Annotated in this window: 29 protein-coding genes; 17 read left to right on the top strand and 12 right to left on the bottom strand. The window is 38.2% G+C overall.

Translation table 11 applies throughout. The features are described from left to right. The first annotated feature begins 4 nt into the window (after window positions 1-4). On the top strand, window positions 5-1021 hold the full coding sequence (locus TSP02S_RS04635; RefSeq protein ID WP_041082253.1) for a hypothetical protein: 1017 nt from the start codon (window positions 5-7) through the stop codon (window positions 1019-1021). 41 nt (window positions 1022-1062) lie between these two features. Here TSP02S_RS04635 and acpP read toward each other — a convergent pair whose 3' ends face one another. Together acpP and TSP02S_RS04625 are read right to left on the bottom strand one after the other, a co-directional pair. Then, window positions 1063-1302 carry an acyl carrier protein gene (gene acpP / locus TSP02S_RS04630; protein WP_041082251.1) on the bottom strand — a complete coding sequence of 80 codons (240 nt, stop codon included), beginning with the start codon at window positions 1300-1302 and terminating at the stop codon, window positions 1063-1065. A 170-nt stretch (window positions 1303-1472) separates the two neighbouring features. Then, the gene (locus TSP02S_RS04625; protein ID WP_232503776.1) at window positions 1473-2270 is read right to left on the bottom strand and encodes a DUF72 domain-containing protein; all 798 of its coding nucleotides are present in this window, start codon (window positions 2268-2270) and stop codon (window positions 1473-1475) included. 36 nt (window positions 2271-2306) lie between these two features. Here TSP02S_RS04625 and TSP02S_RS04620 point away from each other — a divergent pair, with 36 nt between their 5' ends. From TSP02S_RS04620 to TSP02S_RS04580, 9 genes are all read left to right on the top strand, one after another. Then, complete coding sequence (locus tag TSP02S_RS04620; protein ID WP_041082247.1) at window positions 2307-3167, top strand: deoxyribonuclease IV; 861 nt, start codon at window positions 2307-2309, stop codon at window positions 3165-3167. Further along, window positions 3154-4824: an Rqc2 family fibronectin-binding protein gene (locus tag TSP02S_RS04615; RefSeq protein WP_041082246.1), complete on the top strand. Its 1671-nt coding sequence runs from the start codon at window positions 3154-3156 to the stop codon at window positions 4822-4824. Before TSP02S_RS04620 ends, TSP02S_RS04615 begins: the two co-directional genes overlap by 14 nt. Before the next feature lie 142 nt (window positions 4825-4966). Next, window positions 4967-5734, top strand: coding sequence for an ABC transporter permease (locus tag TSP02S_RS04610; protein WP_041082244.1), 768 nt, complete (start codon window positions 4967-4969; stop codon window positions 5732-5734). 10 nt (window positions 5735-5744) lie between these two features. Next, entirely contained in the window at window positions 5745-6677 is a 933-nt protein-coding gene (locus TSP02S_RS04605) for an ABC transporter ATP-binding protein (RefSeq protein WP_041082243.1), read from the top strand. Between the two features lie 50 nt (window positions 6678-6727). Then, window positions 6728-7285 carry a ribosome recycling factor gene (gene frr / locus TSP02S_RS04600; protein ID WP_041082241.1) on the top strand — a complete coding sequence of 186 codons (558 nt, stop codon included), beginning with the start codon at window positions 6728-6730 and terminating at the stop codon, window positions 7283-7285. Between the two features lie 23 nt (window positions 7286-7308). Beyond that, the gene (gene uppS / locus TSP02S_RS04595) at window positions 7309-7959 is read left to right on the top strand and encodes a polyprenyl diphosphate synthase (RefSeq protein ID WP_041084093.1); all 651 of its coding nucleotides are present in this window, start codon (window positions 7309-7311) and stop codon (window positions 7957-7959) included. Beyond that, a complete protein-coding gene (locus TSP02S_RS04590; protein WP_041082239.1) occupies window positions 7959-8774 on the top strand; it encodes a phosphatidate cytidylyltransferase in 816 nt (271 codons plus the stop codon). Before uppS ends, TSP02S_RS04590 begins: the two co-directional genes overlap by 1 nt. 12 nt (window positions 8775-8786) lie before the next feature. After that, entirely contained in the window at window positions 8787-11366 is a 2580-nt protein-coding gene (gene alaS, locus TSP02S_RS04585) for an alanine--tRNA ligase (protein WP_041082237.1), read from the top strand. 77 nt (window positions 11367-11443) lie between these two features. Beyond that, a complete protein-coding gene (locus TSP02S_RS04580) occupies window positions 11444-11686 on the top strand; it encodes a hypothetical protein (RefSeq protein ID WP_052465317.1) in 243 nt (80 codons plus the stop codon). Between the two features lie 118 nt (window positions 11687-11804). Here TSP02S_RS04580 and TSP02S_RS04575 read toward each other — a convergent pair whose 3' ends face one another. The 9 genes from TSP02S_RS04575 to TSP02S_RS04535 all read right to left on the bottom strand — a co-directional run bounded on the left by TSP02S_RS04575 (window position 11805) and on the right by TSP02S_RS04535 (window position 18017). Continuing rightward, window positions 11805-12554 carry a YdcF family protein gene (locus tag TSP02S_RS04575; protein WP_041082235.1) on the bottom strand — a complete coding sequence of 250 codons (750 nt, stop codon included), beginning with the start codon at window positions 12552-12554 and terminating at the stop codon, window positions 11805-11807. Beyond that, a complete protein-coding gene (locus tag TSP02S_RS04570) occupies window positions 12529-13728 on the bottom strand; it encodes a M20 metallopeptidase family protein (RefSeq protein WP_041082232.1) in 1200 nt (399 codons plus the stop codon). Before TSP02S_RS04570 ends, TSP02S_RS04575 begins: the two co-directional genes overlap by 26 nt. Window positions 13729-13739: 11 nt before the next feature. After that, window positions 13740-13928: a ubiquitin family protein gene (locus tag TSP02S_RS04565; protein WP_232503775.1), complete on the bottom strand. Its 189-nt coding sequence runs from the start codon at window positions 13926-13928 to the stop codon at window positions 13740-13742. Then, window positions 13925-14509, bottom strand: a complete 585-nt coding sequence (locus TSP02S_RS04560; protein WP_041082229.1) for a phosphate propanoyltransferase — start codon at window positions 14507-14509, stop codon at window positions 13925-13927. Before TSP02S_RS04560 ends, TSP02S_RS04565 begins: the two co-directional genes overlap by 4 nt. Further along, window positions 14502-15608, bottom strand: a complete 1107-nt coding sequence (gene yqeH / locus TSP02S_RS04555) for a ribosome biogenesis GTPase YqeH (RefSeq protein ID WP_041082227.1) — start codon at window positions 15606-15608, stop codon at window positions 14502-14504. Before yqeH ends, TSP02S_RS04560 begins: the two co-directional genes overlap by 8 nt. Beyond that, entirely contained in the window at window positions 15605-16102 is a 498-nt protein-coding gene (locus TSP02S_RS04550; protein WP_041082225.1) for a YqeG family HAD IIIA-type phosphatase, read from the bottom strand. Before TSP02S_RS04550 ends, yqeH begins: the two co-directional genes overlap by 4 nt. Beyond that, window positions 16089-16316, bottom strand: coding sequence for a DUF4911 domain-containing protein (locus tag TSP02S_RS04545; RefSeq protein ID WP_041082224.1), 228 nt, complete (start codon window positions 16314-16316; stop codon window positions 16089-16091). The genes TSP02S_RS04550 and TSP02S_RS04545 overlap by 14 nt, the downstream gene beginning before the upstream one ends. A 26-nt stretch (window positions 16317-16342) precedes the next feature. Next, entirely contained in the window at window positions 16343-16957 is a 615-nt protein-coding gene (locus TSP02S_RS04540) for a glycerol-3-phosphate acyltransferase (protein ID WP_041082222.1), read from the bottom strand. A gap of 190 nt (window positions 16958-17147) precedes the next feature. Continuing rightward, a complete protein-coding gene (locus tag TSP02S_RS04535; protein ID WP_052465316.1) occupies window positions 17148-18017 on the bottom strand; it encodes a glycosyltransferase in 870 nt (289 codons plus the stop codon). A gap of 125 nt (window positions 18018-18142) precedes the next feature. On the opposite strand from TSP02S_RS04535, the gene rplI reads away from it, so the two are divergent. The 7 genes from rplI to trxB are packed head-to-tail and all read left to right on the top strand — an operon-like array spanning window position 18143 to window position 22996. Then, window positions 18143-18598 carry a 50S ribosomal protein L9 gene (gene rplI, locus TSP02S_RS04530; RefSeq protein ID WP_041082220.1) on the top strand — a complete coding sequence of 152 codons (456 nt, stop codon included), beginning with the start codon at window positions 18143-18145 and terminating at the stop codon, window positions 18596-18598. A 5-nt stretch (window positions 18599-18603) separates the two neighbouring features. After that, the gene (locus TSP02S_RS04525) at window positions 18604-19443 is read left to right on the top strand and encodes an MBL fold metallo-hydrolase (RefSeq protein WP_041084091.1); all 840 of its coding nucleotides are present in this window, start codon (window positions 18604-18606) and stop codon (window positions 19441-19443) included. 14 nt (window positions 19444-19457) lie between these two features. Beyond that, window positions 19458-19895: an NfeD family protein gene (locus TSP02S_RS04520; RefSeq protein ID WP_041082218.1), complete on the top strand. Its 438-nt coding sequence runs from the start codon at window positions 19458-19460 to the stop codon at window positions 19893-19895. 2 nt (window positions 19896-19897) lie between these two features. After that, on the top strand, window positions 19898-20821 hold the full coding sequence (locus tag TSP02S_RS04515; protein ID WP_041082217.1) for an SPFH domain-containing protein: 924 nt from the start codon (window positions 19898-19900) through the stop codon (window positions 20819-20821). After that, the gene (locus TSP02S_RS04510; protein ID WP_041082216.1) at window positions 20818-21330 is read left to right on the top strand and encodes a hypothetical protein; all 513 of its coding nucleotides are present in this window, start codon (window positions 20818-20820) and stop codon (window positions 21328-21330) included. Before TSP02S_RS04515 ends, TSP02S_RS04510 begins: the two co-directional genes overlap by 4 nt. Window positions 21331-21382: 52 nt before the next feature. Continuing rightward, a complete protein-coding gene (gene pdo, locus TSP02S_RS04505; RefSeq protein WP_041082215.1) occupies window positions 21383-22042 on the top strand; it encodes a protein disulfide oxidoreductase in 660 nt (219 codons plus the stop codon). A gap of 6 nt (window positions 22043-22048) precedes the next feature. Further along, on the top strand, window positions 22049-22996 hold the full coding sequence (gene trxB / locus TSP02S_RS04500) for a thioredoxin-disulfide reductase (RefSeq protein ID WP_041082214.1): 948 nt from the start codon (window positions 22049-22051) through the stop codon (window positions 22994-22996). A gap of 36 nt (window positions 22997-23032) precedes the next feature. Here trxB and TSP02S_RS04495 read toward each other — a convergent pair whose 3' ends face one another. Further along, on the bottom strand, window positions 23033-23689 hold the full coding sequence (locus TSP02S_RS04495) for a class II glutamine amidotransferase (RefSeq protein ID WP_171816320.1): 657 nt from the start codon (window positions 23687-23689) through the stop codon (window positions 23033-23035). Between the last annotated feature and the right edge of the window lie 6 nt (window positions 23690-23695).

Raw genomic sequence — 23695 nt, 5'->3', positions numbered from 1 at the left:
CGGTGTGAGGAGATTTGTTATACATTCATCAATTATCTTATTTTTGTTCATTTCTTTTACCGCTCAAGCTTATGAAACAAGAAGCATTTACATAGGTTCAGGATACTCGAGGATCTTTTTCAACGATGGAATAATCTGCCTTGTGAGATCTAAACCCGCTTCTGTGCTTGTACTGACTTCAGATGGAAAATTCGTTAGCGACATAAGTATTGGTTTATCTTATCCAGTGAATGCCATACATAGATCAGGCATGATCTTTGTTTCAGATTATTATAAATCTTCAGTACTCGTTTATACGATCTTTGGTAGGCTCCTCAAAAAAATAACTGTCGGATCATACCCGACAATTATTAAATCCCACAAAGACAAAATCTATGTAGTGTGCTCTGGTGACAGCTCTGTCTACAAAATAGATGCTGTTTCTTTGGAGATACAAGCAAAGTATACCTTTCATTCTGCTTCGTTGTATTTTGAAATCTTCGATAATAAACTCGTTTTTCTTTACTACTTTGACACCGAAAGAACCTACGAAGTGGTTACAGAAGATCGAGAAAACACAAATTTCAAGATCGGTAATTTGAGAAATCCCGTTCGTTATTTTGAGAAAGATGGTTACACATATATTCTTGGATATACCGATGGTATTGTTGTGTGCTTGAAAGATGACAAAGAGATGTGGCGTGTGAATCTGTCAGATTTTGCAAGAGACATGGTTTTGACTGATGATTACATTGTGGTCACAAGTCTACTCGATTCCGTAGCAACATTTGTTTCCTACGATGGTAGAGTTGTTAGAAAAATACCCTTACCCAACGTTACTCACAAAGTCTGCAAAATCGATGACAGATTGATCTTTCTAAATCACTTACCTGGTCAGGTGTACATTTATGATTCCAAGAATGGTAACGTTCAGACAGTTGAGATAGGTGACTACGCCATAGACATGGTACAGATATCACAATACGAAATAGCCATTCTTTGTTCCGATTCCGGTGAGCTTTACATACTGAGTTTGATGTGAGAAATCTTCAAAATCAACCTCGGGGGCACGACGTCCCGAGGTTATGACCTTGAAAGTATGTAATCGACAACATCTTTTACCGTTGAAATCTTTTCAAGATCAGAATCAGCGATTTTCACACCAAATTCTTCCTCTACCGCCATAACCAAGTCAACAAGATCAAGAGAATCCGCATTCAGATCATCTACGAGTTTACTCGTTTCAGTAATTTTCTTTTCATCCACTCCAAGTTTTTCAGATACTATTTTGGTTACTTTACTCAGAACTGTCTTTCTATCCATGCTTTTACCTCCCCTTTCAAATAACTCGAATGAAATTATACAAGGCAAAGTTAGTTACGTCAAATTCATCTTTTTCTTTCTTTGTATTTATAGGATAAAGAAATTCATGTGGAAAAAAATTGGATTTCCAAGGCTTTTTGTACATATCATTACTATTTTTATTTGCAAAATTATCTACCCAAAAAAGTATTCTCAAGGATGGAATGCAGAGTTAAGGCATTTTGTACAGCCTTACCACGATAACAATTATTGAAAAAGACAAACAAATCCTCTGATTCTTTCGCTATATCGACTATGTCTTTGGCAAATTCTCTGAGCTGTTCGAATGAATACTCGTAGTTATACCTCTCAGCTCCAGAGACAAACCATTTTTCATTTCTACCGTGATATCTGAAATATGAAATACTCGATGTTCTTATCACCCTGTACGGGAAGAGATCTTTTATTCGTGGTTCATCTGTGATGACAAAAGATAACTCATGAGTGCGTAGAAAATCATAGACCTGATCATTGTCCCACGAACAATGTCTAAATTCTATAGCGATGGGTAGATCAATTTTACCTCTCAACTCTTGAATATATTGCATATTTTCTTTGGTATATCGAAAGGCATAAGGAAACTGTGCAAGTAATACCTTGAGTCTTCCTTCGCAAATCATTGGTTCTAAGGCGGAAAGTGTTTTTTCGATGTCTTGTTCGGGCAATGAAAGAGTCTTCCAGCCTTGATGAGTTACGGAGTTGGGTAATTTCACAGAAAAAACAAATGTTTGAGGAGTTTTTCTGAGCATAGATACTATTGTTTTGTAATTGGGAATTGTATAGTACGTGAAATTGAGTTCAACTGCATTGAAATTCCAAACAGTTGCATAATATTTCAATAAATGTGTTTTGGACAATCCTTCTGGATAAACTGTACCAATCCAGTCAGAAAAATAATACCCACTTGTTCCTATATATAACAAATTCATTCCCCTTGATATGTTATCATCTTTTTGGTGATAGTGATGATAAGAATAGGTGCACATATGCCAACTTCATATGGTTTTGATAAAGTACCACAGCTGACAGTAGATTCAGGTGGAAATACCTTTCAAATCTTTCCTCACAGCCCAAGGATGTGGAAAGCTTCATTGCCTTCGAAAAAAGCCGCAGATGAATTTCAAGTTCAAATGAAAAAATATGAAATTCCATTTGAAGCTGCTTTTTGTCATTGTGGGTATCTGATCAACCCTGCAAGTCCCAAGGATGACATCTGGCAAAAATCGGTTGAACTTCTCATTATCGAAGGGAAAATATGTCAATCACTTGGTATACCTTATTTGAATATCCATCCTGGCAGTCATACCGGTGCAGGTGAAAAGGAAGGAATCGACAGAATTGTGAAAGCAATCGATGAATTTCTCAAGACAGTTCCTGATATCGTGCTTCTTCTTGAGAATGTTTCACCAAAAGGAGGCAATATAGGTTATAAAATGGAACAACTTGCCAAAATCATAGAGTTAGTCGCCCAGCCAGAACGAATTGGTGTTACCTATGATACATGTCATGGCTTCGATGCTGGTTATGACATTACTAACAAGGAGAGTGTTGAAAAATTATTTGACGAGATGGAAAGTTTCCTTGGACTTTGGCGAGTTAAAATGATTCATTTGAATGACTCAAAGGCTCCCCTTGGTAAACCCCTTGATAGGCATGAAAATATTGGCAAGGGTTTTATTGGAGATAGGGGCTTTCGCAACTTCTTGAGTTTTCCACAGATACAAAACATTCCGTGGATCTTGGAGACACCAAATGAAGAGGATCTCTACACCAAAGAGATAGCACACGTGAAATCTTTGATTGGACTGATAAATGTTGATAGATAGTTTTTTCCTCAGAAGTATTGTTCAAGAACTTCAAGTTTTGAAAGAAAGTAACTTGAGACAGATATACCAATTTGGCAAATCGACGATATATCTGTATTTTCAAAATCATGTCGTGAGAATATGTCTTGATCCCACTTTTGCTCATATCTGTATAGCTGAAAAAGAAGATTTCTCAGATCACCACCCTTCTAATTTCGTCATGTTAATGCGTGCAAGATTGAGAAATGCCAAACTCAAGAAAGTTGAACAGGTTGGATTTGACAGGATCATATTTTTTGAATTTGACAAGATCGATGAAACAGGTGATAGACATCTGTACAGATTGTATATTGAGTTTTTTGGCACACACTGCAATATGATTTTGGTCGAAAACAATACGATAGTCGATGCCTTTAAATATTCTTCAACCTCCTTGCGCACAATTGAAAAAGGTCATCACTATGAGTTCCCAGCGCAAAAACTCAATCCCTTTGAAATTTCTTATGACTTTTTCAATTTGAAGGATGAAAAACAAACTGTATCCCAATTCATATCAAAAACGATTTCAGGGTTTTCAAAGCTGATGATTGACGAGTTATTCACAAGAGCAAAATTGGTTGATAAAATGATCTGTGATCTTGATTCTTCTGAGAAAAATTCATTGAAACACGCCTTTTTTTCAATCTTCAACGATTACCAAAAGGGTCGTATTTATGTTTATGACAAAAAAGATCGTTTTGTGTTGAGTACAGTACCTCTTAAATACCTTTCACATAATGTTGAAGTGTTTGAATCACCATCTAAAGCCGTTGACCATGCATATGCCATTTTGCACAGACGTCAAGTCTTAAAACAGACGCAAACAGAGCTCATCAAGGTTGTCAAAGAATATATGAAAAAGGAGATCAAAATGCTCGATGCGATAGAAGATGAATTGAAAGAATGTGAAAAATCCGATACATTTTTGCAGTATGGTGAATTGCTCAAATACGCATCAAATCAAAATCAGAGTGGTGATCTGGTAAACGTTTTTGATTACAGTACGGGGAAGACTCTCTCTATACCTTTGGTGAAGGGCAAGGATATAAGGCAGAGCTCCCAATATTATTTTGACCTTTATAAAAAATTGAAAGAAAAAGGTCGAGTTTTGCGAACGAGAGTTGAAAAGTCAAAGCAGTTTTTGAACTATCTTGAGCAGCTTTTACACACAATAGAATCTGCAGATGATCTTGAAATACTACAAGAGATCAAACAAGAAATGGCTCAGCAAGGAATGATAAAAAAAGAAAAACAGCAAATTCAAAGAGAAAGTGATTTCAGAAAGATAGAGTATCAAGATTTCTTGATATTGATCGGGAAAAACAACAAGCAAAATGAAAAGCTTTTGAAACAGGCAAATGATAAAGATTTGTGGCTGCACGTACACGAAATCCCAGGGGCACATGTCGTTATAAGAACTGCAAATAGAGTTGTCCCTGAAGATGTTTTAAAATACGCCGCGGCTTTAGCGGCATATCATTCTAAAGCCCGTTTTTCGTCCAAAGTACCTGTTGATTACACTTTGGTTAAGAACGTACACAAACCCAAAGGCTCCCCACCAGGTTTTGTGGTTTATACGAATTATGAAACGATCTTTGTAGATCCACAGATCGTCGAATCACATCCAGAATATCGTTGAGAAATCTATCCAGCATACCATCTGTTGAATTTTCCCGATTCGCCAGATCATCTCATCACCAATTTCAATTTTTATAATCAATACTTGACAATTAATAAAATATACCCTAAAATATTTTCAAAAAGAGATAGGAGGTGTCAATATGTTTAATGCTTTTCTTGCAAATTTTAAAAAGTCATGGATAGAATTTAAAAGGTATTACTTCAACACCATATCGGGGCTTGTCACTGTTTTGATCTTTTTCTATTTGATCTTCTTTGGAGTGAAGGCCATTGGTGGTTCTACTGTGGACTTTGGTAACACTCTTGAAGGAATCATCGTTGGATATTTCATGTGGCTGATGTTCATCTTTTCTTTTCAGGGTGTAGCATGGGGTATCATTGATGAAGCTCAAAGAGGTACCTTAGAGCAAGTTTTCGTCTCTCCAATCGCTTTTGAATATCAAATGCTCTTTAGAATGATAAGCGATTTTGTTTTCAATGTTTTGTTTGCCGTGCCATTGATGTATCTCGTCGCTTACACAACAGGCAAAAGGTTGAATTTTGATCTGCCAACTCTTTTGTATCTCCTTGTTATAGGGACTGTATCTGCCTTGGGCATTGGAATGATGCTTGGTGGTATAGCACTTGTTTTTAAAAGAATTTCTTCTTTCATCCAGATAGTCACCTTTGGCTCTCTTGCGTTCACCATGTTTGATCTTTCCAAACTCTGGTATAGATTTCTTCCCATGTCTCAAGCAGCTTATTTGATGAGAAAGCTTGCAGTAGAAGGTATCAAATTCTATCAATTTGGATTCTTTGATCATTTGATCCTGTGGTTGGTGGCATTTATATATTTGCTGTTGGGTATAGTCGTTTTCCGTGGTTTTGAGAGACGAGCTATGATAACTGGCACACTGGGTCAGTATTGAGGTGATGTGAATGATAAAGGTGAAAAATCTGATCAAAACTTATCCGAGGCATGGTTCAAAGGAAAGACTCAGAGCTGTAGATAGTGTATCCTTTGAACTTAAACAAGGAGAGATTCTGGCTCTTCTTGGTCCAAATGGTGCTGGAAAAACAACCACTATAAAATCGATCTGCGGTTTGATAATACCAGATTCAGGTGAGATTGAGATCAAGGGTATAAGTGTTCTTAAGAATCGTAACAAGGCTCTTGAGCACATCAGTGTTGTACTTGAAGGGAACAGAAATCTCTATTGGAGAATGACACCTGTTGAAAATATGGCATATTTTTGTGGTATCAGGGGGAAAAATTTGAGAAAAAGTGAAGCAATAGAGATACTTGAAAGACTTGGAATTTCTGAAAAGAAAAACGAAATCGTACATAAGTTATCAAGAGGCATGCAACAAAAAGCAGCGATAGCAGTATGCCTTGCTGCTGGTACAGATATTCTCCTTTTAGATGAGCCAACACTCGGCTTGGACGTGAATTCAGCCGTTGAGTTTCGTACGATCTTAAAAGATCTACAAAAAGAAGGTAAGACCATTCTTCTCTCAACACACGACATGAATCTGGTCGAAGCTGTAGCCGATAGAGTTGCAATAATGAACAATGGGAAGATCGTTGTATGCGAAGAAAAGAGAAAATTGATTGATCTTTTCACAGCGCGCGGATACAAGATAAGGCTCCTATCAAATGGAACGACTGAAGAAAAACTCATAAAACTTGGCTTATCTGGTTGGAATAAAGATGGCAATATTATTGAGATTCATCTGAACTTGTCTTCAGCAAAGGAACTATACAAAGTTATGGAAGATTTTAGGCTGAATCAGGTTGAAATAGAGAGTATAGAAAAAGAACTGGTTAACTTTGAAAAGATCTTCATATCCTATACCAACGGCTCCCATTAGGCATGATATAATCAACAGCGTACAATAAAACTCATTGGGGAGGGAGCCAAATGAAGCATCCTCTTGTGAAAAATGCAGAAGACAGGATGAACAAAGCTATTGAAAAAATAGGTGAAGAACTCAGGAGAATGAGAACTGGTAGACCTTCACCGGCGATTCTTGAAGAGATAAAGGTTGATTACTATGGTGCTCCAACACCGATTAACCAACTCGCCACGGTAAGTATCTCTGAAGACAGGGCTTTAATAATAAAACCATGGGACAAATCAGTTCTTCCTGCCATAGAAAAAGCCATTTTCACCTCTGATATCGGCCTAACTCCACAAAACGACGGTAATATCATAAGGCTCATCTTTCCAACTCCAACTACTGAGCAAAAGCAAAAATGGGTAAAAAAGGCAAAAGAAGTCGTTGAACAAGGTAAAGTTGCAATAAGAAATATCAGAAGAGATGTTCTTAAAGACCTTAAGGACATGCAAAAAGATGGAAAAATCTCTGAAGACGATGAAAAGAGACTTGAAAAAGAGATCCAGGATTTAACAGATAAAAAGATTGAAGAAATGGAGAAACTCTTTGAAAAGAAGGAAAAGGAGATAATGGAAGTTTGAGTATAGCACATCTTGCAATCATAATGGATGGTAATGGAAGATGGGCTCAGAGAAATGGCTTGCCCAGAATTGAAGGGCATAGACGAGGTGCACAGAAAGCAGAGGAGATAGTTGAATGGTGCGCTGAGTTGGGTATAAAATATGTAACTCTTTATACCTTTTCCACCGAGAATTGGAAAAGACCTGAGGAAGAGGTCAAGTTTCTTTTTTCACTCCTGGTGCAAATGCTGCACGAGAAATTCAACAGAATGATGGAGCAGGGAGTGAGAATAAGGTTTTGTGGACTTGTTAATCAATTGCCATTGGAAATAGCCAATGTTTGCAGGGATTTTGAACAGAAAACAAAGGACAATCAGAAAATTCAAGCGATATTGGCCTTGAACTACGGTGGTCGTCGAGAGATAATCGATGCCATTAATAAAGTAATCCAAAACAATATAAACCAGATCGATGAAAACACATTTCGTAATTATCTTTATCTTCCCGATGTTCCAGACCCAGATCTTGTCATAAGAACTTCTGGGGAATTGAGGATTAGCAACTTTTTACTGTGGCAGATTGCCTACAGCGAATTGTATTTTACAGAAGTCCTCTGGCCAGATTTTTCAAAAGAAGATCTTTTGAAAGCCATTGAAAACTTCGAAAATCGCCATAGAAGATTTGGGGGATTGTGATGTCAGAGACCAAAACAAGAGTAATAACTGCGTCTATAGTTGCTCCTTTTGTTGTTTTGTGTTTCATAAACTACAAGAGTCTCATTGGCTTAGTTGCTGCGGTGGTGCTACTTGCATCGTATGAACTTTTGAACATGACGATAAAAAACTATGAACAGAAGATTTTCCTCTATTTTGGTGTTGCACTAAGTGTCGGATTCACAACAATCTATGGAATAATGAAAGCTACGAATGGGATACTTTTACTGAGCCTTGCATTTATTCTCAATGGAATTGTTTTTGTCATGACACTTAAAGATATTTCAACTGTTTTTAATACTGTACTTGCTTCTACTTTATCACTTTTGTATATCGCCGGTTGTCTTTCCTTTTTCTTTCCAATTTACCTCGAATATGGAGCTGCTAATGCCTTGTTGAATCTCACGGCAGTATGGTTATACGATACTGGTGCTTATTTTGTTGGTATTAGATATGGTAAAACAAAGATTGCTAAACATATAAGCCCCTCGAAGAGTCTTGAAGGTATAGTTGGAGGATTTGTTATAAGCTTGGCTTTCTGTTTTGCCTACAAAATGGTTTTTGACTGGATTTTCAAAGCAAATGTAATGTCTTTTAGGTCTCTTGTCATCTTTTCCTTAAGCATAGCAATCTTTGACACATTCGGTGATTTGTTTGAATCTGCCTTGAAAAGGCATTTCAGTCTCAAAGATTCTGGAAATGTTCTCCCAGGACATGGTGGTATGTTAGATAGGATCGATGGTCTTTTGTTCGTAACTCCGATGACTTATTTTCTCTTTTCGATAGGCATCCTTTAAGGAGGTTGAAAGATGACTGGTGATGAACTTAGGCAAGAATTTTTGAGATTTTTTGAATCCAAAGGTCACAAGGTATTACCAAGTGCTTCTTTGATACCAAATGATCCCCAGCTTTTGTTCACAGTTGCTGGTATGGTGCCTTTTAAGCCTATCTTCTGGGGCAAGGTTGAACCTGTCTACACAAGAATTGCAACTTGCCAAAAATGTTTGAGAACAAATGATATAGACAACGTAGGAAGAACACCAAGACATCAAACTTTTTTCGAGATGCTTGGTAATTTTTCCTTTGGAGACTACTTCAAAAAAGAAGCGATCACTTGGGCATGGGAGTTTGTCACCAAGATCTTGAAACTTCCCGAAGAGAAATTATGGGTAACGATATACAAAGACGATGAGGAAGCTTTCAAGATATGGAGAGATCTGGTAGGAATTCCTGAGAAAAAGATAGTTCGTATGGGTAAAGATACGAATTTCTGGGGACCTGCGGGTCCAACAGGTCCATGTGGACCATGTTCAGAGATTCATTACGACACTGGTGTTATGGATGATTGCCCAAAGAACGAAGAATGCACACCAGCCAACTCAGATAAACGCTTTTTGGAAATATGGAATCTGGTCTTCACGGAATTCAATCAAGATGAAAATGGAAATCTCAATCCGCTTCCGAAAAAGAACATAGATACTGGTGCTGGTCTGGAAAGAATCGCTTCCGTAATTCAAAAAGTTGGCGGAAACTTCGAAACAGATTTGTTCATGCCAATAATAAATCGTATAGGAGAAGTATTGAATGTGAAGTATAAAGAAAGCAACTCAAAAGATATTTCTATAAGAGTTATTGCCGATCATTCAAGAGCCGTTAGCTTTTTGATAGCCGATGGTGTTTTCCCATCGAATGAAGAGCGTGGCTATGTACTGAGAAGGATCCTGAGAAGAGCCGTTCGGCACGGGGTGTTACTTGGTGCAAAAAAGCCATTTCTCCACTTTATCAATGATGCAGTTATAGAGAAAATGGGAAAAACTTACCCAGAACTCGTTGAAAGAAGAAAATTAATCCTTGAAGTTACTCAGACTGAAGAAGAAAGGTTTTTCAAGACAATAGTTCAAGGCAACGAAATGCTCAATGATATCATCGCCAAATCCCACAAGATAATCAGTGGAGAAGATGTTTTCAAACTGTATGATACATATGGTTTCCCACCAGATATAGTCGTTGATGTTGCCAGAGAACGTGGTCTTGAAGTAGATCTAAATGAATTTGAAAGGCTCATGGAATTACAAAGAGAAAAGGCAAGAAGCGCAAGGATTGAAGTTGAGTTTGCTAAATCATCAGAAGATTACAACAGGCTTGCAAAGACGATCAAAACAGCTTTTGTAGGTTATGAAACTCTAAATTGTGAAGCGACTGTCATTTATACAAAAAAGCAAGACTCGAGATTAGAAGTTGTTTTTGATAAAACCTGTTTTTACGCCGAAAGAGGTGGCCAGGTAGCCGATACGGGTAAGATTTCTTGGGATAATGGCTCAGCTATTGTAGAACATGTTTACGTCCCAATCGAGGGAATCATTGCTCATGTGGTTAGACTTGAATATGGAGAACTGCATCAAGGCATGAGGGTGAGACTTCAAGTAGATAAAGAGAAAAGAGATGCCACAGCGAGAAATCACACCGCAACGCATCTTTTACATGCTGCTTTGAGAAAAGCACTTGGAAATCATGTAAAACAATCGGGTTCACTCGTTGCACCAGACAGACTCAGGTTTGATTTCACACATTATCAGGCATTAACAAAAGATGAAATTGAACAGATAGAGAATCTTGTCAACAGCACTATTTTTGAAGCATTACCTGTTGTTACGCAGGAAAAATCCTATAAAGAAGCTGTGGCAGAAGGTGCAATAGCATTGTTTGGAGAAAAATACGGCGATGTGGTCAGAGTCGTCAAGATATCCAATTTCAGCGAGGAATTGTGCGGTGGAACTCATGTCAAAAACACCGGAAATATAGGTTTGTTCAAAATAATCTCTGAATCTGCGATCTCTGCTGGTACAAGACGTATAGAAGCAACAACGGGTTTCAATGCATTGAATTATCTGAGAACAAAAGAACAACTAATAGAAAATATCTGCGAAAAACTTGGTACATCACAAGACGAAGTTTCGTTGAGAATTGAAAATCTACTCGAAAAGAATCATATTATGCAAAGAGAATTGGAACAGCTCAGATCAAAATCATTGACCTTACAACTCAAACAGGCTCCCGTGAAACAGATCAAAGATATAAAATTCTTGTACCACATATTTGATGATGTTGAATCAAATGAATTGCGAAATCTTTCAGATATAGCCATTTCTGGTGAAAATTCTTTAGTAGCACTTCTATTCTCTGTGAGCAGAGATAAAGTCAATTTGATAGTGCGTGTCACTCAGGATCTCACAAAAAAGATCAAAGCGGGAGATATAGCAAAATACGCTGCCCAGATTTTGGAAGGTGGCGGCGGAGGAAGACCAGATTTTGCACAAGCTGGTGGCAAAAATCCCACAAAGATAAACGAAGTCATAGAATACACAAAAAGATTACTTGAACAAAAGTAAAGGAGGCAAAAGCCTCCTTTTTTACTCGGGGTTATCTCAACTTCACTTATCCAGCTACTATAACAGATGCGAAAGTGTTGGCAGCACCGGAACATGATGTAAGATTTCTTCCTAATATCTTGAACGATCCACCAGATTTTGTGGATAAAGTTTACACACTCACTTTGCAATGTGAAACCGATGATGGAATGATCACTTCTGTTACTTTACCAATGATAACTGTTACAGGCAAAACTCAAGGATATTTTTACACTATCTTTGTGAAAGAAACCGACACAGGTACTGCAACTTGGATGTATCCAGAAATGCCTCTTCCATAAGATGGAGTTAGCCGTTTTGAGCCAGATACTAAAACTTGGATATATCCAGAACCAATAATCTGATCCAACAAGTATATGACAAAGCCCCCTTTAAGGGGGCTTTGTTTTTCGATAGTATTTACTTTAGAAAGTCTGTGATTCTATACCAGACCAAACCGAGGTATTCGTGAATAGCCGCAAGATTTGCATCAAGAGCGTCTTTGTTTGGTATCAAGTCAATCCATTCAATTTTCGAGTGATCATATAGAAAAGCCGTGGGACAAGGTATCACCGATACTCCATTTTTTTCAAAACAGTAGACAGCACGTTTCATATGAACAGCTGAAGTTACAAGAACAGCTTTTTTAAATGCTTTTTGCTTCATAAGTGCAATAGTATAAAAGGCATTTTCTTTAGTTGTTCTTGCCAATGGTTCTACAAAGATATTGCCTTCCTCAAAACCAAGAGAAATTGCCTGTTGTTTCATGATTTCAGCTTCAGGTAATTGATCAACTCCAGGAAGTTTACCACCAGTTACAATCAAAGGCAAATGTTTTTTGTTAGCGATCTCCAAACCTCTCAACAATCGGGCAACAGTGTGAATTGATAACTGATAGCCATCGGGCGTCTTCACAACCCCACCACCAAGCACGACAACCACTTCGGCATCCTGAAGATCGCTATAAGAGTAAGATTTTTCAAGTGGATATAACAACAGAAAAATTCCAATTATACTACTGAGAAAGTAAAATACGATTGCCAAGAAAAACATCGATAAGGCTTTTTTTGGAGCTTTCTTGCACCACAAAATACTCATTAAAATGAACAGTGTCACGAAAAATCCAGGTGGCAACAAAAATGCTTCAATTATCTTTTGAAAGACTACCATCTTGCTCCCTCAAAAGTTTGAGAACTATTTCAACATGCATCTGAGTTCCTATCAGTAGGGAATTTTCATCTATATCGAAATAAGGCGAATGATGCGGTTTATCTATACCTTTTTCTGTATTTGCAGATCCAACCAGGTAGAAAACACCAGGTACTTTTTGTAAAAAGAACGACATATCTTCACCGCCCATAGTTGGCGGTACGAAAATTACGTTTTTTTCTCCAACTACATCTTTGGCTACTTCAAAAACAAACTGACTCAAGGCTTCATCGTTGTGTAAAACAGCCGTTCCTTCTTTGTGTTCAATTTCAAAATCCACATCATTTGCAATAGCCAATCCGTGGGTAATTCTTTGTATTTCCTGCTTGATAGTTTGCCTTACTGTTTCATCAAGAGACCTCGTGGTACCTTCTATAGTGGCATACTCTGGTATGATATTAAAAGCACTACCAGATTGAATTTTTCCAACGCTCAAAACGGCGTTTTGTAGTGGATCTATCTTGCGACTCACAATTGTCTGCAGAGCTAAGATCAGTTGAGCTGCTGCGACAACGGGGTCTTTGCACTGGTGGGGTAGAGCGCCATGTCCCCCTTTACCTTTCAAAACTATTCTGAATTCATCGGCTGCCGCCATCATAGCACCTGGTCTCAAACCAACTTTGCCACATTCAAGTGAATTCCACAAGTGAATCCCAAAAGCGTAATCAACACGAGGATCTTCAAGAACACCTTCTTCAATCATTGGCAATGCTCCACCTGGAGGAAATTTTTCCTCTGATGGTTGAAAGACGAATTTCACATTACCACAAAGCTCACTCTGATGGTCCTTTAAAACCTTAGCCGCCAAAAGTAGCATGGCGGTATGACCATCATGCCCACAGGCATGCATAACTCCATCTGCTTTCGATCTGTACGGTACGTCATTGAGCTCCTGCAGATTCAGAGCATCCATATCGGCACGAAGCATAATAGTCTTACCTGCTTTTGATCCCCTTAAAATTCCCACAACTCCCGTTTTCGCCATTCTTTTAACTTCTAACCCAAGGTTTTCAAGGTATTCTTGTACCTTCTGTGCAGTTCTGTGTAATTCAAAACCAACCTCTGGGTACATGTGAAAATCTCTTCTCAGTTCTACCAATTCTTTTTTGTGTGAAAGTACCTCATGGCTTATCACGATATCACCCGCTATCCAGCAGAAGTCACTTTGCGTATCACAACTTGTGAACCTTTCCTAATAACCCTGTCTTCTGTGTATATCTGTCCATCGACTATAACCACATGTTCTTCAGAATTTAAGTTAAGTTTTTTCAAAACTTCTCTCACTGATATGGATTTTTCAAATTCATATACCTTTTCTTGGTAAATCACCTTCACGAAATTATCCACACAAGATCACCATTATTCAACAAAGCTGCATTTGCTTCATCTGTATCGACATGGAATTCCAAAGCAAATTTTTCACTAACCCTTATCAGAACATCGTCGAATACAAGTCTACGTCCTTCTTTTTCACAGACAACCTTTACAATATCTTTATCTTTAACACCATAATGCCGAGCATCTTTTGGGAGCATGTGGATATGCCTTTTTGCCAAGATAACTCCTTTGTCTTTCACAACTGTACCCTTGGGACCAACAATGACTATACCTGGTGTACCTTCTATATCTCCAGAATCTCTCACAGGTGGATTCACACCGAGTTTGAAGGCATCCGTTTTTGAAATCTCAATCTGAGTCTGATTCCTAACTGGTCCAAGGACTCTTACTTGCTCAATTGCACCTTTTGGACCTACGATGATTACCTTCTCATCTGCTGCATATTGTCCAGGTTGTCCAAGATCTTTGATGGGCTTGAGTTCATAACCTCTTCCAAAAAGGACATCCAAATCCTCTCGGGAGAGATGTACATGTCTGTTACTCACTCCAACAACAATACCTGGTTCTTTTTTATTCATCACTCATACCTCCTCTGTATGGATTAACAAGCGCTATCCTCTTTTTCACTGTGATCTTTTCTGGTATTTTCACTTTGATCCTGAGTGGACCTCTTCTGATGCTCAACCATCCAAGCCCCGCGATCGCGAGTTCTTCGCCAACATCAAGATCAAATTCTTCTTCTCGCCAGTTTAAAGATTGAAAAGACGGTTGTTTTGGAGTACAAGGTGGGACTAAAAGTTTGCCGTATTGTCTTTCCCAAAGTTCATCAGCCTTCTTAGAATCAGTCAAGTGGAACTTGACACCCTGTCCTGCAAAAACTTGAAAGATCGGTAGAAATTCTGTTGCAAATTGAATGTCAAAACGGCACATCCCACCTATAAAGAATGTTTTGTTGTTCTCGGGTTTAAAGGTCATCCTGCTAAGGTGTTTCTGTGCAACGATTCTCTTTTGACATTCCGCCGGTAAAAGATCGATTATGCGATGCTCTGTAACTAAACCTGGTGTATCAAATATTGTTGTGCCTTGCATTCTGGCTTTGATTAAACCAAGGGTGGTACCAGGGAATGGAGTGATACTCAGATCGGCTCCAGTTAAAGCTCGAACAAGCGAAGATTTGCCAACATTTGTCACACCAACGAAAAGAACTTTTCGAAAATTACCCAACTGGCTCGCGAGTTTTCTTATGCCATATGTTCTAAGAGTGCTTGTAAGAAAAATTTCTTCTATCCTTTCGATTTCAAGTCTCTTAAGGACCCAATCTTTTATTTCTTGAATAGACACCGCTCTTGGTAAAAGGTCTATCTTGTTTACTACAATTATCTTTTCTTTATTTCTCAAAATATCAATCAAAAAAGGATCATAACTTCCCTCGAAGTCTGTTATATCAAGGACCCAGATTATCCTTTCAAAATCATCGACAATTCTGGATAATTCATGTAAAAAATCTTTGGAGATTCTAACAGGCTCTAATTTTCCGTAATGTCTTGCTCTAAAACACCTCTGACAAAGCACCTGTTTTCCTTCCGATATCCTTTTTGTAAAAACATCCAGTGGTATATAACCAGGTTTCTTTTCACTTTCATGCTGAATCTGTGCGCCACAACCTTCACATTTCATAACCTTCCACCTTTTCCTGCAAGACGTAAAACGATTTTCTCAAAAAATCTAAGAACCTTGGTACCGATGAACTCCCTATTACTCAAAGGTTTTACTTTAATGGTGTACATTCCAAGTAAATTACCAGCAAGAACATCTGTAAAGATTTGATCTCCAATCATGACAACCCTTCTGGGATCTATGCCGTCTGAATCGAGTATTCTCTTTATTTTCCAAGTAAATGGCTTTCTTGCTCGCCAAATTATCCTCACTCCGTTGAATGGGATCTGTCTTGGCCTACCGTTAGAAACTATCAAAACTTTACCGTTAGCCCCCAATATCTTGGCTAAGATCGGCTCGAACCTCTTCTCGACGGTACAACTTTTCCACAGACCAAGCGTGTTGTCAAAATCGAATACGAAATAATCTACACCATTTTTGAGAAATCTTTCCACATCGAGATTGGTCAAATCTTCAAGAAATTCTCTTGGCAGGATTTTTTTAAATATGCCCATCGTTCTCTTTACATTCCACTATTTCAAATTCAATGTGTTCTTTCACTGAATTTAGAAAGTTCAACAAATCTTCCAGCAGATCTGCAGGAACTAATATCCTCAAAAGCCCGTTCTCATACTTTCTCATATTCACCATATTGTCTTCAACCTCAAGAATATAACCGAGCTTGTGAACATCCTCACTGTTGATTCTCAAATATAGATCGTATTCCATCTAATTCCTCCCAATTCTTAGTATATTCACAAAAATTTACATCTTGTGATATTTCTCTGAAAAAAATTCCTCCAGTTTGTCCAATGCTTATAACTTATGATAGCAAGATTTCCAATATAAAAAATCAATAAATCGTAACGTGCTGAGAAACTCATGTACATAACAAATGGGATCAACGCTAAAAAACCAATTAATACCCTAATTGCATCGTCTTCGACAGTCGTTTTTCTCTTGAAAATGCTGAACAGCGTAAAAACGCCACCTAAGATAATAGGTCCTTGCCAAGTTGTCAATACAGACCAAGCACCAAAGGTTGTTGCAACTGCTTTACCTCCCTTGAATTTAAGCATAGGTGAGAAAGCATGACCGGCTATACCAGCTAAAGCAGCGATGCAGATGGTATATTTGTTATTGATCAACTTCAAGTTTAAAAACAAAAACAAAGGGAAAGTACCCTTGAAATAATCGAGTAAAAGAGCAATAATACCCCACTTTATACCCTTGGCTCTCCACAAATTTGTCGAGCCGGGGTTACCATCTCGGATCTTGGAAAGGTCAACACCAAGAGATCTGGCAAGAATATATGAAAACATGATCGATCCTGATATAAATTGCAATATGATCACAATAAGATCAAACACCTATCTTTCTCCCCTTCCAAACTACTCTTTTGAAAAAAATAACTTTGATCAATGAAATAAAAAAGATCAAAAGAAAAAAACAGTAATGAAGAGGATAAAACAGGGCATCCAGAATATTGTAATCACCCGTTTTGCGAGATACAAGATAAATTTGAAGTACAAAGAGCATATAATAAAAGATCTTAGAAAGTTAGAGAATACCAAACGCCGCTGAATAAAGTCCTATCATCCAAAGAAAAATCAAAAAGAAATTCACACCAACAGAGGCAGCTCCTAAGGACATGTTCTTGGTAAATCCTTCAAACATCTGTCCAATCCCGATTGGATACATTCTGAATTTTATGAGTTCTCCTCCAAGATAATTCTCTAAACAATATCCATTGTCGGCAAAGATATTGCCAAGTTTGACATCTTCGAGGACTTGACTCTTGGTTGCAGAATGACCTCCAAGTCTTGCGTAGTCCTGCCTACCTACCACAATCACAGGCCCATAGGATCCCTTCGGTTTACCGCTAAAGATAGAAAAAGATCCCGTAGAGCCTACGACAACCATGTTGAATGGCAAAGTTAAGTGTTCGTACAATTTCTCAAATCTCTGATAGGGCCAAACAGAGACGAATCCTTTGTTTTTGCTGTATATTGCAACAAGTGATTCAATGGCTTCTGGCGAAGGTTCAACATCGGCATCCATAAAGATCAGTATTTCTCCATCTGCCTTCAAAAAACCATTCCAACAAGCCCAAGACTTCCCTACCCAACCTTTGGGAGGTTCTTCACTCAGATCAATCAATTCTACTCCTTTAAAAGAGAGTACGACATCCCTTGTCTTGTCTGTTGAATTATCATTGACTACGATAATCTGAAAATTTTTATAGGTTTGTTCTTTTAATAATCTGATTATCTTGGCGATATTGGTTTCTTCATTCCTCGCTGGTATAATCACAGAGACACTTGGGAAAATCAATGGTTCTTGCCGTTTCAAAAACTTTGGTTTTGCAAAAATCATCCAGCCAATAATCCAAGAGACAATCAACAATAATTGTTCAAAAAGAAATAACATAAAAAACAATACCTCCAAAAATTCAAATTGCATATAAATTAATTATATAGAACATTGCATTTTCCTGTTAGATCAGTTTCCTAAATAATGTTAGGATATAATGAAAATGAAAGGAGGAGCATGAAATGAAAGTTGTCTTACTCAAGGATATACCGGGTATAGGTAAGAGTGGCGAATTCAAAGAAGTAAAGGATGGATATGCGAGAAATTACCTCATACCCCGTGGATTGGCAAAACCTGCAACAGAAGGTGAAGTGAAAAGAATCCAAAATGAAAAAAACCTAAAAGTTCATAAAGAAGACCTTACCAGGAAAAAGAGTGAGGAAATGCTCAAAATTCTACAGCGCCAAATCCACAAAGTACATGTCAAAGTTGGGGGCGGTGGAAAACTCTTTGGAGCTTTGACATCTGTTAACCTGGCAGAAGTTCTCTCAAGAGAAACAAATCTCGAGATAGATAAAAAGTGGATTCATCTTGAAAAACCTCTAAAAGAAGTAGGACTTTATGATATTCAAATGCACCTGCCTGGAGGTGTCAAAGGTGTGATAAAACTGGAAGTTGTAGGCGAAGAGAAAGGGTGAGTGAGCTGATACTTCAGATATACTCTAAAGCCTTGTATTCGACTTGGATTTATTATGCGCCTGAAAGAATTCTCTTCGACGCAGGCGAAGGTGTCTCTTTAACAATGTCAAACAGGATTTATGCGATCAGGCATGTTTTTCTAACGCATGGTCATATCGACCACATATCTGGTCTTTGGACTGTAGTAAACACACGAAACAACTCCATGGGTGATAGAGAAAAACCTTTAACAGTTTATTATCCAAAAGAAAATACGGCAATCGAGGAATGGTTAGAATTCATAAAAAAGGCAAACGATGATTTAAGATTTGAGTTGATCGCACAACCTGTTTCAGCTCAAGAAAAAATCTTTCTAAGGCAAGCAGGTGGATTTGCAAGGTACATAGTACCATTCAAAGTTAAACATACAGTTCAGGATTTCAGTTTCGGGTATAATGTAATTGAAACACGACGAAGGCTTAAACAAGAGTACAGAGATCTCCCGGAAGAAGAAATTAGTAGATTATCAAAAAGACTCGGACCAGATCAAATAACAGAAATATACGAGAAAAAAATACTGACAGTTTCTGGTGACACTTTTGGTATAGATCCAATGGATGCCAAGGACACTGAAATACTTTTGCACGAATGTACATTTCTCAAAACCAGCGATAGAAGAATGAATGCACATGCTTCACTCGAAGAAGTCATCGAAATAGCCTGCCAAGCCAATGTTCAAAGACTGATCCTATACCATATTTCTTCCAGATACAGTGGGAAAGTTGACAGATACCTGAGAAATATAAAAGAAAATATAAACTTCCAGATAAGCTATGTCGATCCTGAAACCGTGTTCACACTCTGAAAGGGGTGATACACATGGAACCTTTTGTAGTGTGGTTGATCTTTGGCGTGATCTTCGTGATAGGAGAAATACTCACCCCGACATTTTTCTTGTTCTGGTTCGGAATAGGTGCATTCGTAGCGTCTGCGGTTAGTATCGCTTTTGGTACGTTGGTCCAAGTCATAACTTTCATCGTGATCTCTGGTCTTTTGGTCATTTTAACCAGACCATTAACTAAAAAATTAACCAAGGAACAACCACGTAAGATACACATAGATGAGATAATAGGAAAAATCGGTTCAGTGATTGAAACAATCGATAACGAACAAGGTAAAGGTCTTGTCAAGATCAATGGCGATATATGGCGAGCTTACTCCAATGACGATTCTGTTATCCAAGAAGGGGAAAGGGTCAAAATTCTAAAAGTGGAAGGAGCACATGTCATCGTCGAAAGACTAAAAGGAGGTGAATGAAAATGATAATTGCACTCGGTGTAGTTGCCGTTTTGATATTGATAATAGCTGCAACTGGTATCAAGGTGGTAAGACCATATCAAAGGGGATTGATTGAAAGACTTGGTAAATTTCACAGAGAGGCTGGACCGGGTTTACATTTCATAGTTCCATTTTTTGACAGAATGACGAGGGTTGATCTGAGAGAAATGGTGATAGATGTACCTCCTCAAGAGGTTATAACCAAAGATAACGTTGTAGTCACAGTTGATGCCGTAATATACTATGAGGTCACCGATGCGTACAAAGTAGTGTACAATGTCAATAACTTTCAATTTGCAACACTCAAACTTGCGCAAACTAACTTGAGAAATGTAATAGGAGAACTCGAACTGGATCAAACTCTCACCTCAAGAGAGAAGATAAACACGAGATTGAGAACGGTTTTGGATGATGCCACGGATAAATGGGGGGTAAGGATAACCAGAGTTGAAATCAAGAAAATAGATCCGCCCAAAGACATAACTGATGCCATGAGTAAACAGATGAAAGCCGAGAGGACCAAAAGGGCAGCGATTCTTGAAGCAGAAGGTATAAAACAAGCAGAAATTCTCAAAGCTGAAGGCGAGAGAAATGCAGCCATTTTAAGAGCCGAAGGTGAGGCTGAGGCAATTAAGAAGGTCGCTGAAGCCAATAGATTTAAACTCATAGCAGAAGCTCAAGGTCAAGCTGAAGCAATCATAAATGTTTTCAAAGCCATACATGAAGGTGCACCTACAAGTGATTTAATTGCAATCAAATACCTTGATGCACTTAAAGAGATTGCCAACGGCAAGGCAACTAAGATATTCTTACCGATGGAAGCCTCGGCTATCCTTTCGAGTTTAGCAGGTATAGCAGAGGTTTTGAAAAAAGAACCACAAGGAGAGGAGAAAAAACAGGCGTGAGTGATTTTCTGAGAGATTTTTTACTTGGTTTAGTCTACTCGACAATTGGCATATCTTCTGCTTTGCCCGTCGTCTGGGCTAATTTTTCTGGAACGGCAAACATGACACTCACACCATTTTCAACTATCAACGTAATTACTACATTGGGTGTCCTCATTACTTATACATCAGCCTTTGGACAATATGGTGTGAGGAATTTTTTCATATGTTCGTTGATCGCTTTTCTCTTCCATGTAGGTCGATTATCTGCTTATCTTGAAAATGAAGATAAGAGATTTCGCGTACTCTTTCTTTCTATGGGTTTTACAAAGAGAGAATATGTAACCACCTATCTGCTAAAACGATGTACAAAGCGAAATGTCGCTTCTATTTTGATTTGCTGGGGTTTGTTCGTTCTGACTTTCGTCTTCAACAGGATTTCAGTTGGTCATGAATTGAGTAAACTATCCCTCGGTGTTTTACTCGTCATATTAGGTTTTACTTCATCTTTACTGGATAGAAAAGAATAAATTCCGACTTGTTTGGTAGAATTTATGTAGAACCAATTGAGGAGGTATGAAAATGGCATTGATAAGTGAAAAAGACGCAAAGTATCTTCAAAAAGTCTTCTCGGAGCAATTGAAAGATCCAGTGAAAATTCTGATCTTTGTTGATGACAAAACTGAATGTGAGTACTGCGATCTTACTCAGCAAGTGCTCGAAGAATTGTCTTCAATTGATAGCAAAATGGAGATGTATGTCTATCATGTGAAAAAAGATCGTGAAATTGCAGAGCGATACAGAGTAGATATGACACCAGCTATAATCCTTCTTGATAAAGAAGGTAACGATACAAGAGTGAGATTTTACGGAATACCATCTGGTCATGAATTCTCCAGTTTGATACAGGATATCATATCGATTTCAACGGGTAAACCATCGTTCTTCAATGCAGAGCAAATTGAAAAGATTCGTTCTATAAACCAACCCCTTCGAATAAAGGTTTTTGTGACACCAACTTGTCCTTATTGTCCAAAGGCTGTATTGATGGCACATAGTGCGGCGATGGTTAATTCAAACATAGTTGCCGAGATGATAGAAGCAAATGAATTTCCAGAGTTGAGTATGAACTATGGAGTCTCCTCCGTTCCTCATACCTTTATCAACGACAAATACGATTTTGTTGGTGCATATCCAGAAAATGCATTCATACAAGAACTTTTCAAAGCAACTGGGAGATGACCAAACGTGATCTTTGATACAGGTCATAGGAGTGAGATAAGAGATTATTACGATGTGATCACTGTTGGCGGTGGTCCTGCCGCACTTGGTGCAGCTGTTTATGCCACTCGTGCTGGTTTGAGCGTACTCGTTGTAGAGAAGACACTTGAAGGCGGTCAATTGAATCTCACTACTTATATAGACAACTATCTTGGTTTTCCCTCGATCGAAGGTCAAGAACTCGCTGGGAGAATGAAAGAACATGCCCAGTCACTTGGCACACATTTTTTGAATGAACAGGTGAAACATATCATAATAAACGGTGACGAAAGAATCATTGAGACAGAAGATGGGAGAATGATAAAATCACACGTTTTGATGATAGCAACAGGTGCCGATCCGAAAAAATTGAATGTGCCTGGTGAGAAAGAATTGACTGCAAAGGGTATCTCATATTGTGCAACTTGTGATGGTTATTTCTTCAAAGACAAAGATGTAGCGGTTGTTGGTGGTGGAGACACAGCTATAAACGATGCACTCTATCTTGCCAAAATAGCAAGGTCTGTAACTGTAATTCACAGACGTGACAAATTGAGAGCTGTTAAGATACTGCAAGACAGAGCCTTTTCCAATCAAAAGATCAAATTCGCGTTCAACAAAGTCGTTGAAAGTTTTTCAGGAACAAAGAAATTGGAGGAAGTTATTCTTAGAGACACCAAAACAGGTGAATTGAGCAACATAAAAGTTGACGGTGTTTTCATAGCTATCGGTCTGGTACCAAATTCAGATTTTGTCAAGGGTGTTGTCAACACTGACGAATCTGGTTATATCATCACAGATGAATTCATGCAAACTAATATTCCAAGGGTGTATGCCATAGGAGATGTTAGAAAAAAGAGTGTCAGACAGATAATAACTGCGGTTTCAGATGGCGCAATAGCAGCTACGCACGCAGCAGAGAATTATTTCACATAAAAAGGGGCTAAAGCCCCTTTTTGTTTTCACCGATCATTAAATCGATCTCAGTTGCTCTATTTTTCCATCCTTCACAACGAGAAGTGTTTTATTATCTATCGGTTTGAATCTTTGATCCATCGGTTCTGAGCTCACCACAAAGCCATTTGTATCTCGATACCATAGAGTGTAGTAATCTTTATTTCCACTGTATCCGCAATAAACAACCAGTTCATCGTTATTGATCATCAAAAAATTCATACCTGTGTGCCTGTAATTTTGAGCTATTTCCCCGATTTTGTTAGTTAGATCTTCGTAATTTGAGAAATCTTTGATTTTCAAGAAATATGAGTAAGTATCGCTATCTATTGAAGAGTACTCAATGTCATATATAGTTCCGTTGTGACAAAATGCCTTGCCTCTGTTATCTATAAATGGATGGAGTTGCAAAAAGGTTATCGGCAAGTGCTCTGATGCCTTTCTTGCGTGAAAGATCCCTATTTTTGCAGGAAACGAAGTCATTTCTTCTTCATACGCCGGCCTTGGTGAGCGATAATAGATCACTGCGTTGTCTTTGATAGCATAAACTCCCCACCCGTGGTTGTGGGGAGCACTCTTACCATTTTGAGCCATTGATTGTAAATGTTTGAAAAATACACCTACATCTTGTTCAGTTTCAAAAGAAAAACCAATCATCCTGCACACAGCTATCACCAAAGA

Source organism: Thermotoga profunda AZM34c06 (assembly GCF_000828675.1).
Lineage (GTDB): Bacteria > Thermotogota > Thermotogae > Thermotogales > DSM-5069 > Pseudothermotoga_B > Pseudothermotoga_B profunda.
Note: the sequence above shows the minus strand (reverse complement) of the source record. Positions and strands in the feature narration are given on the sequence as shown.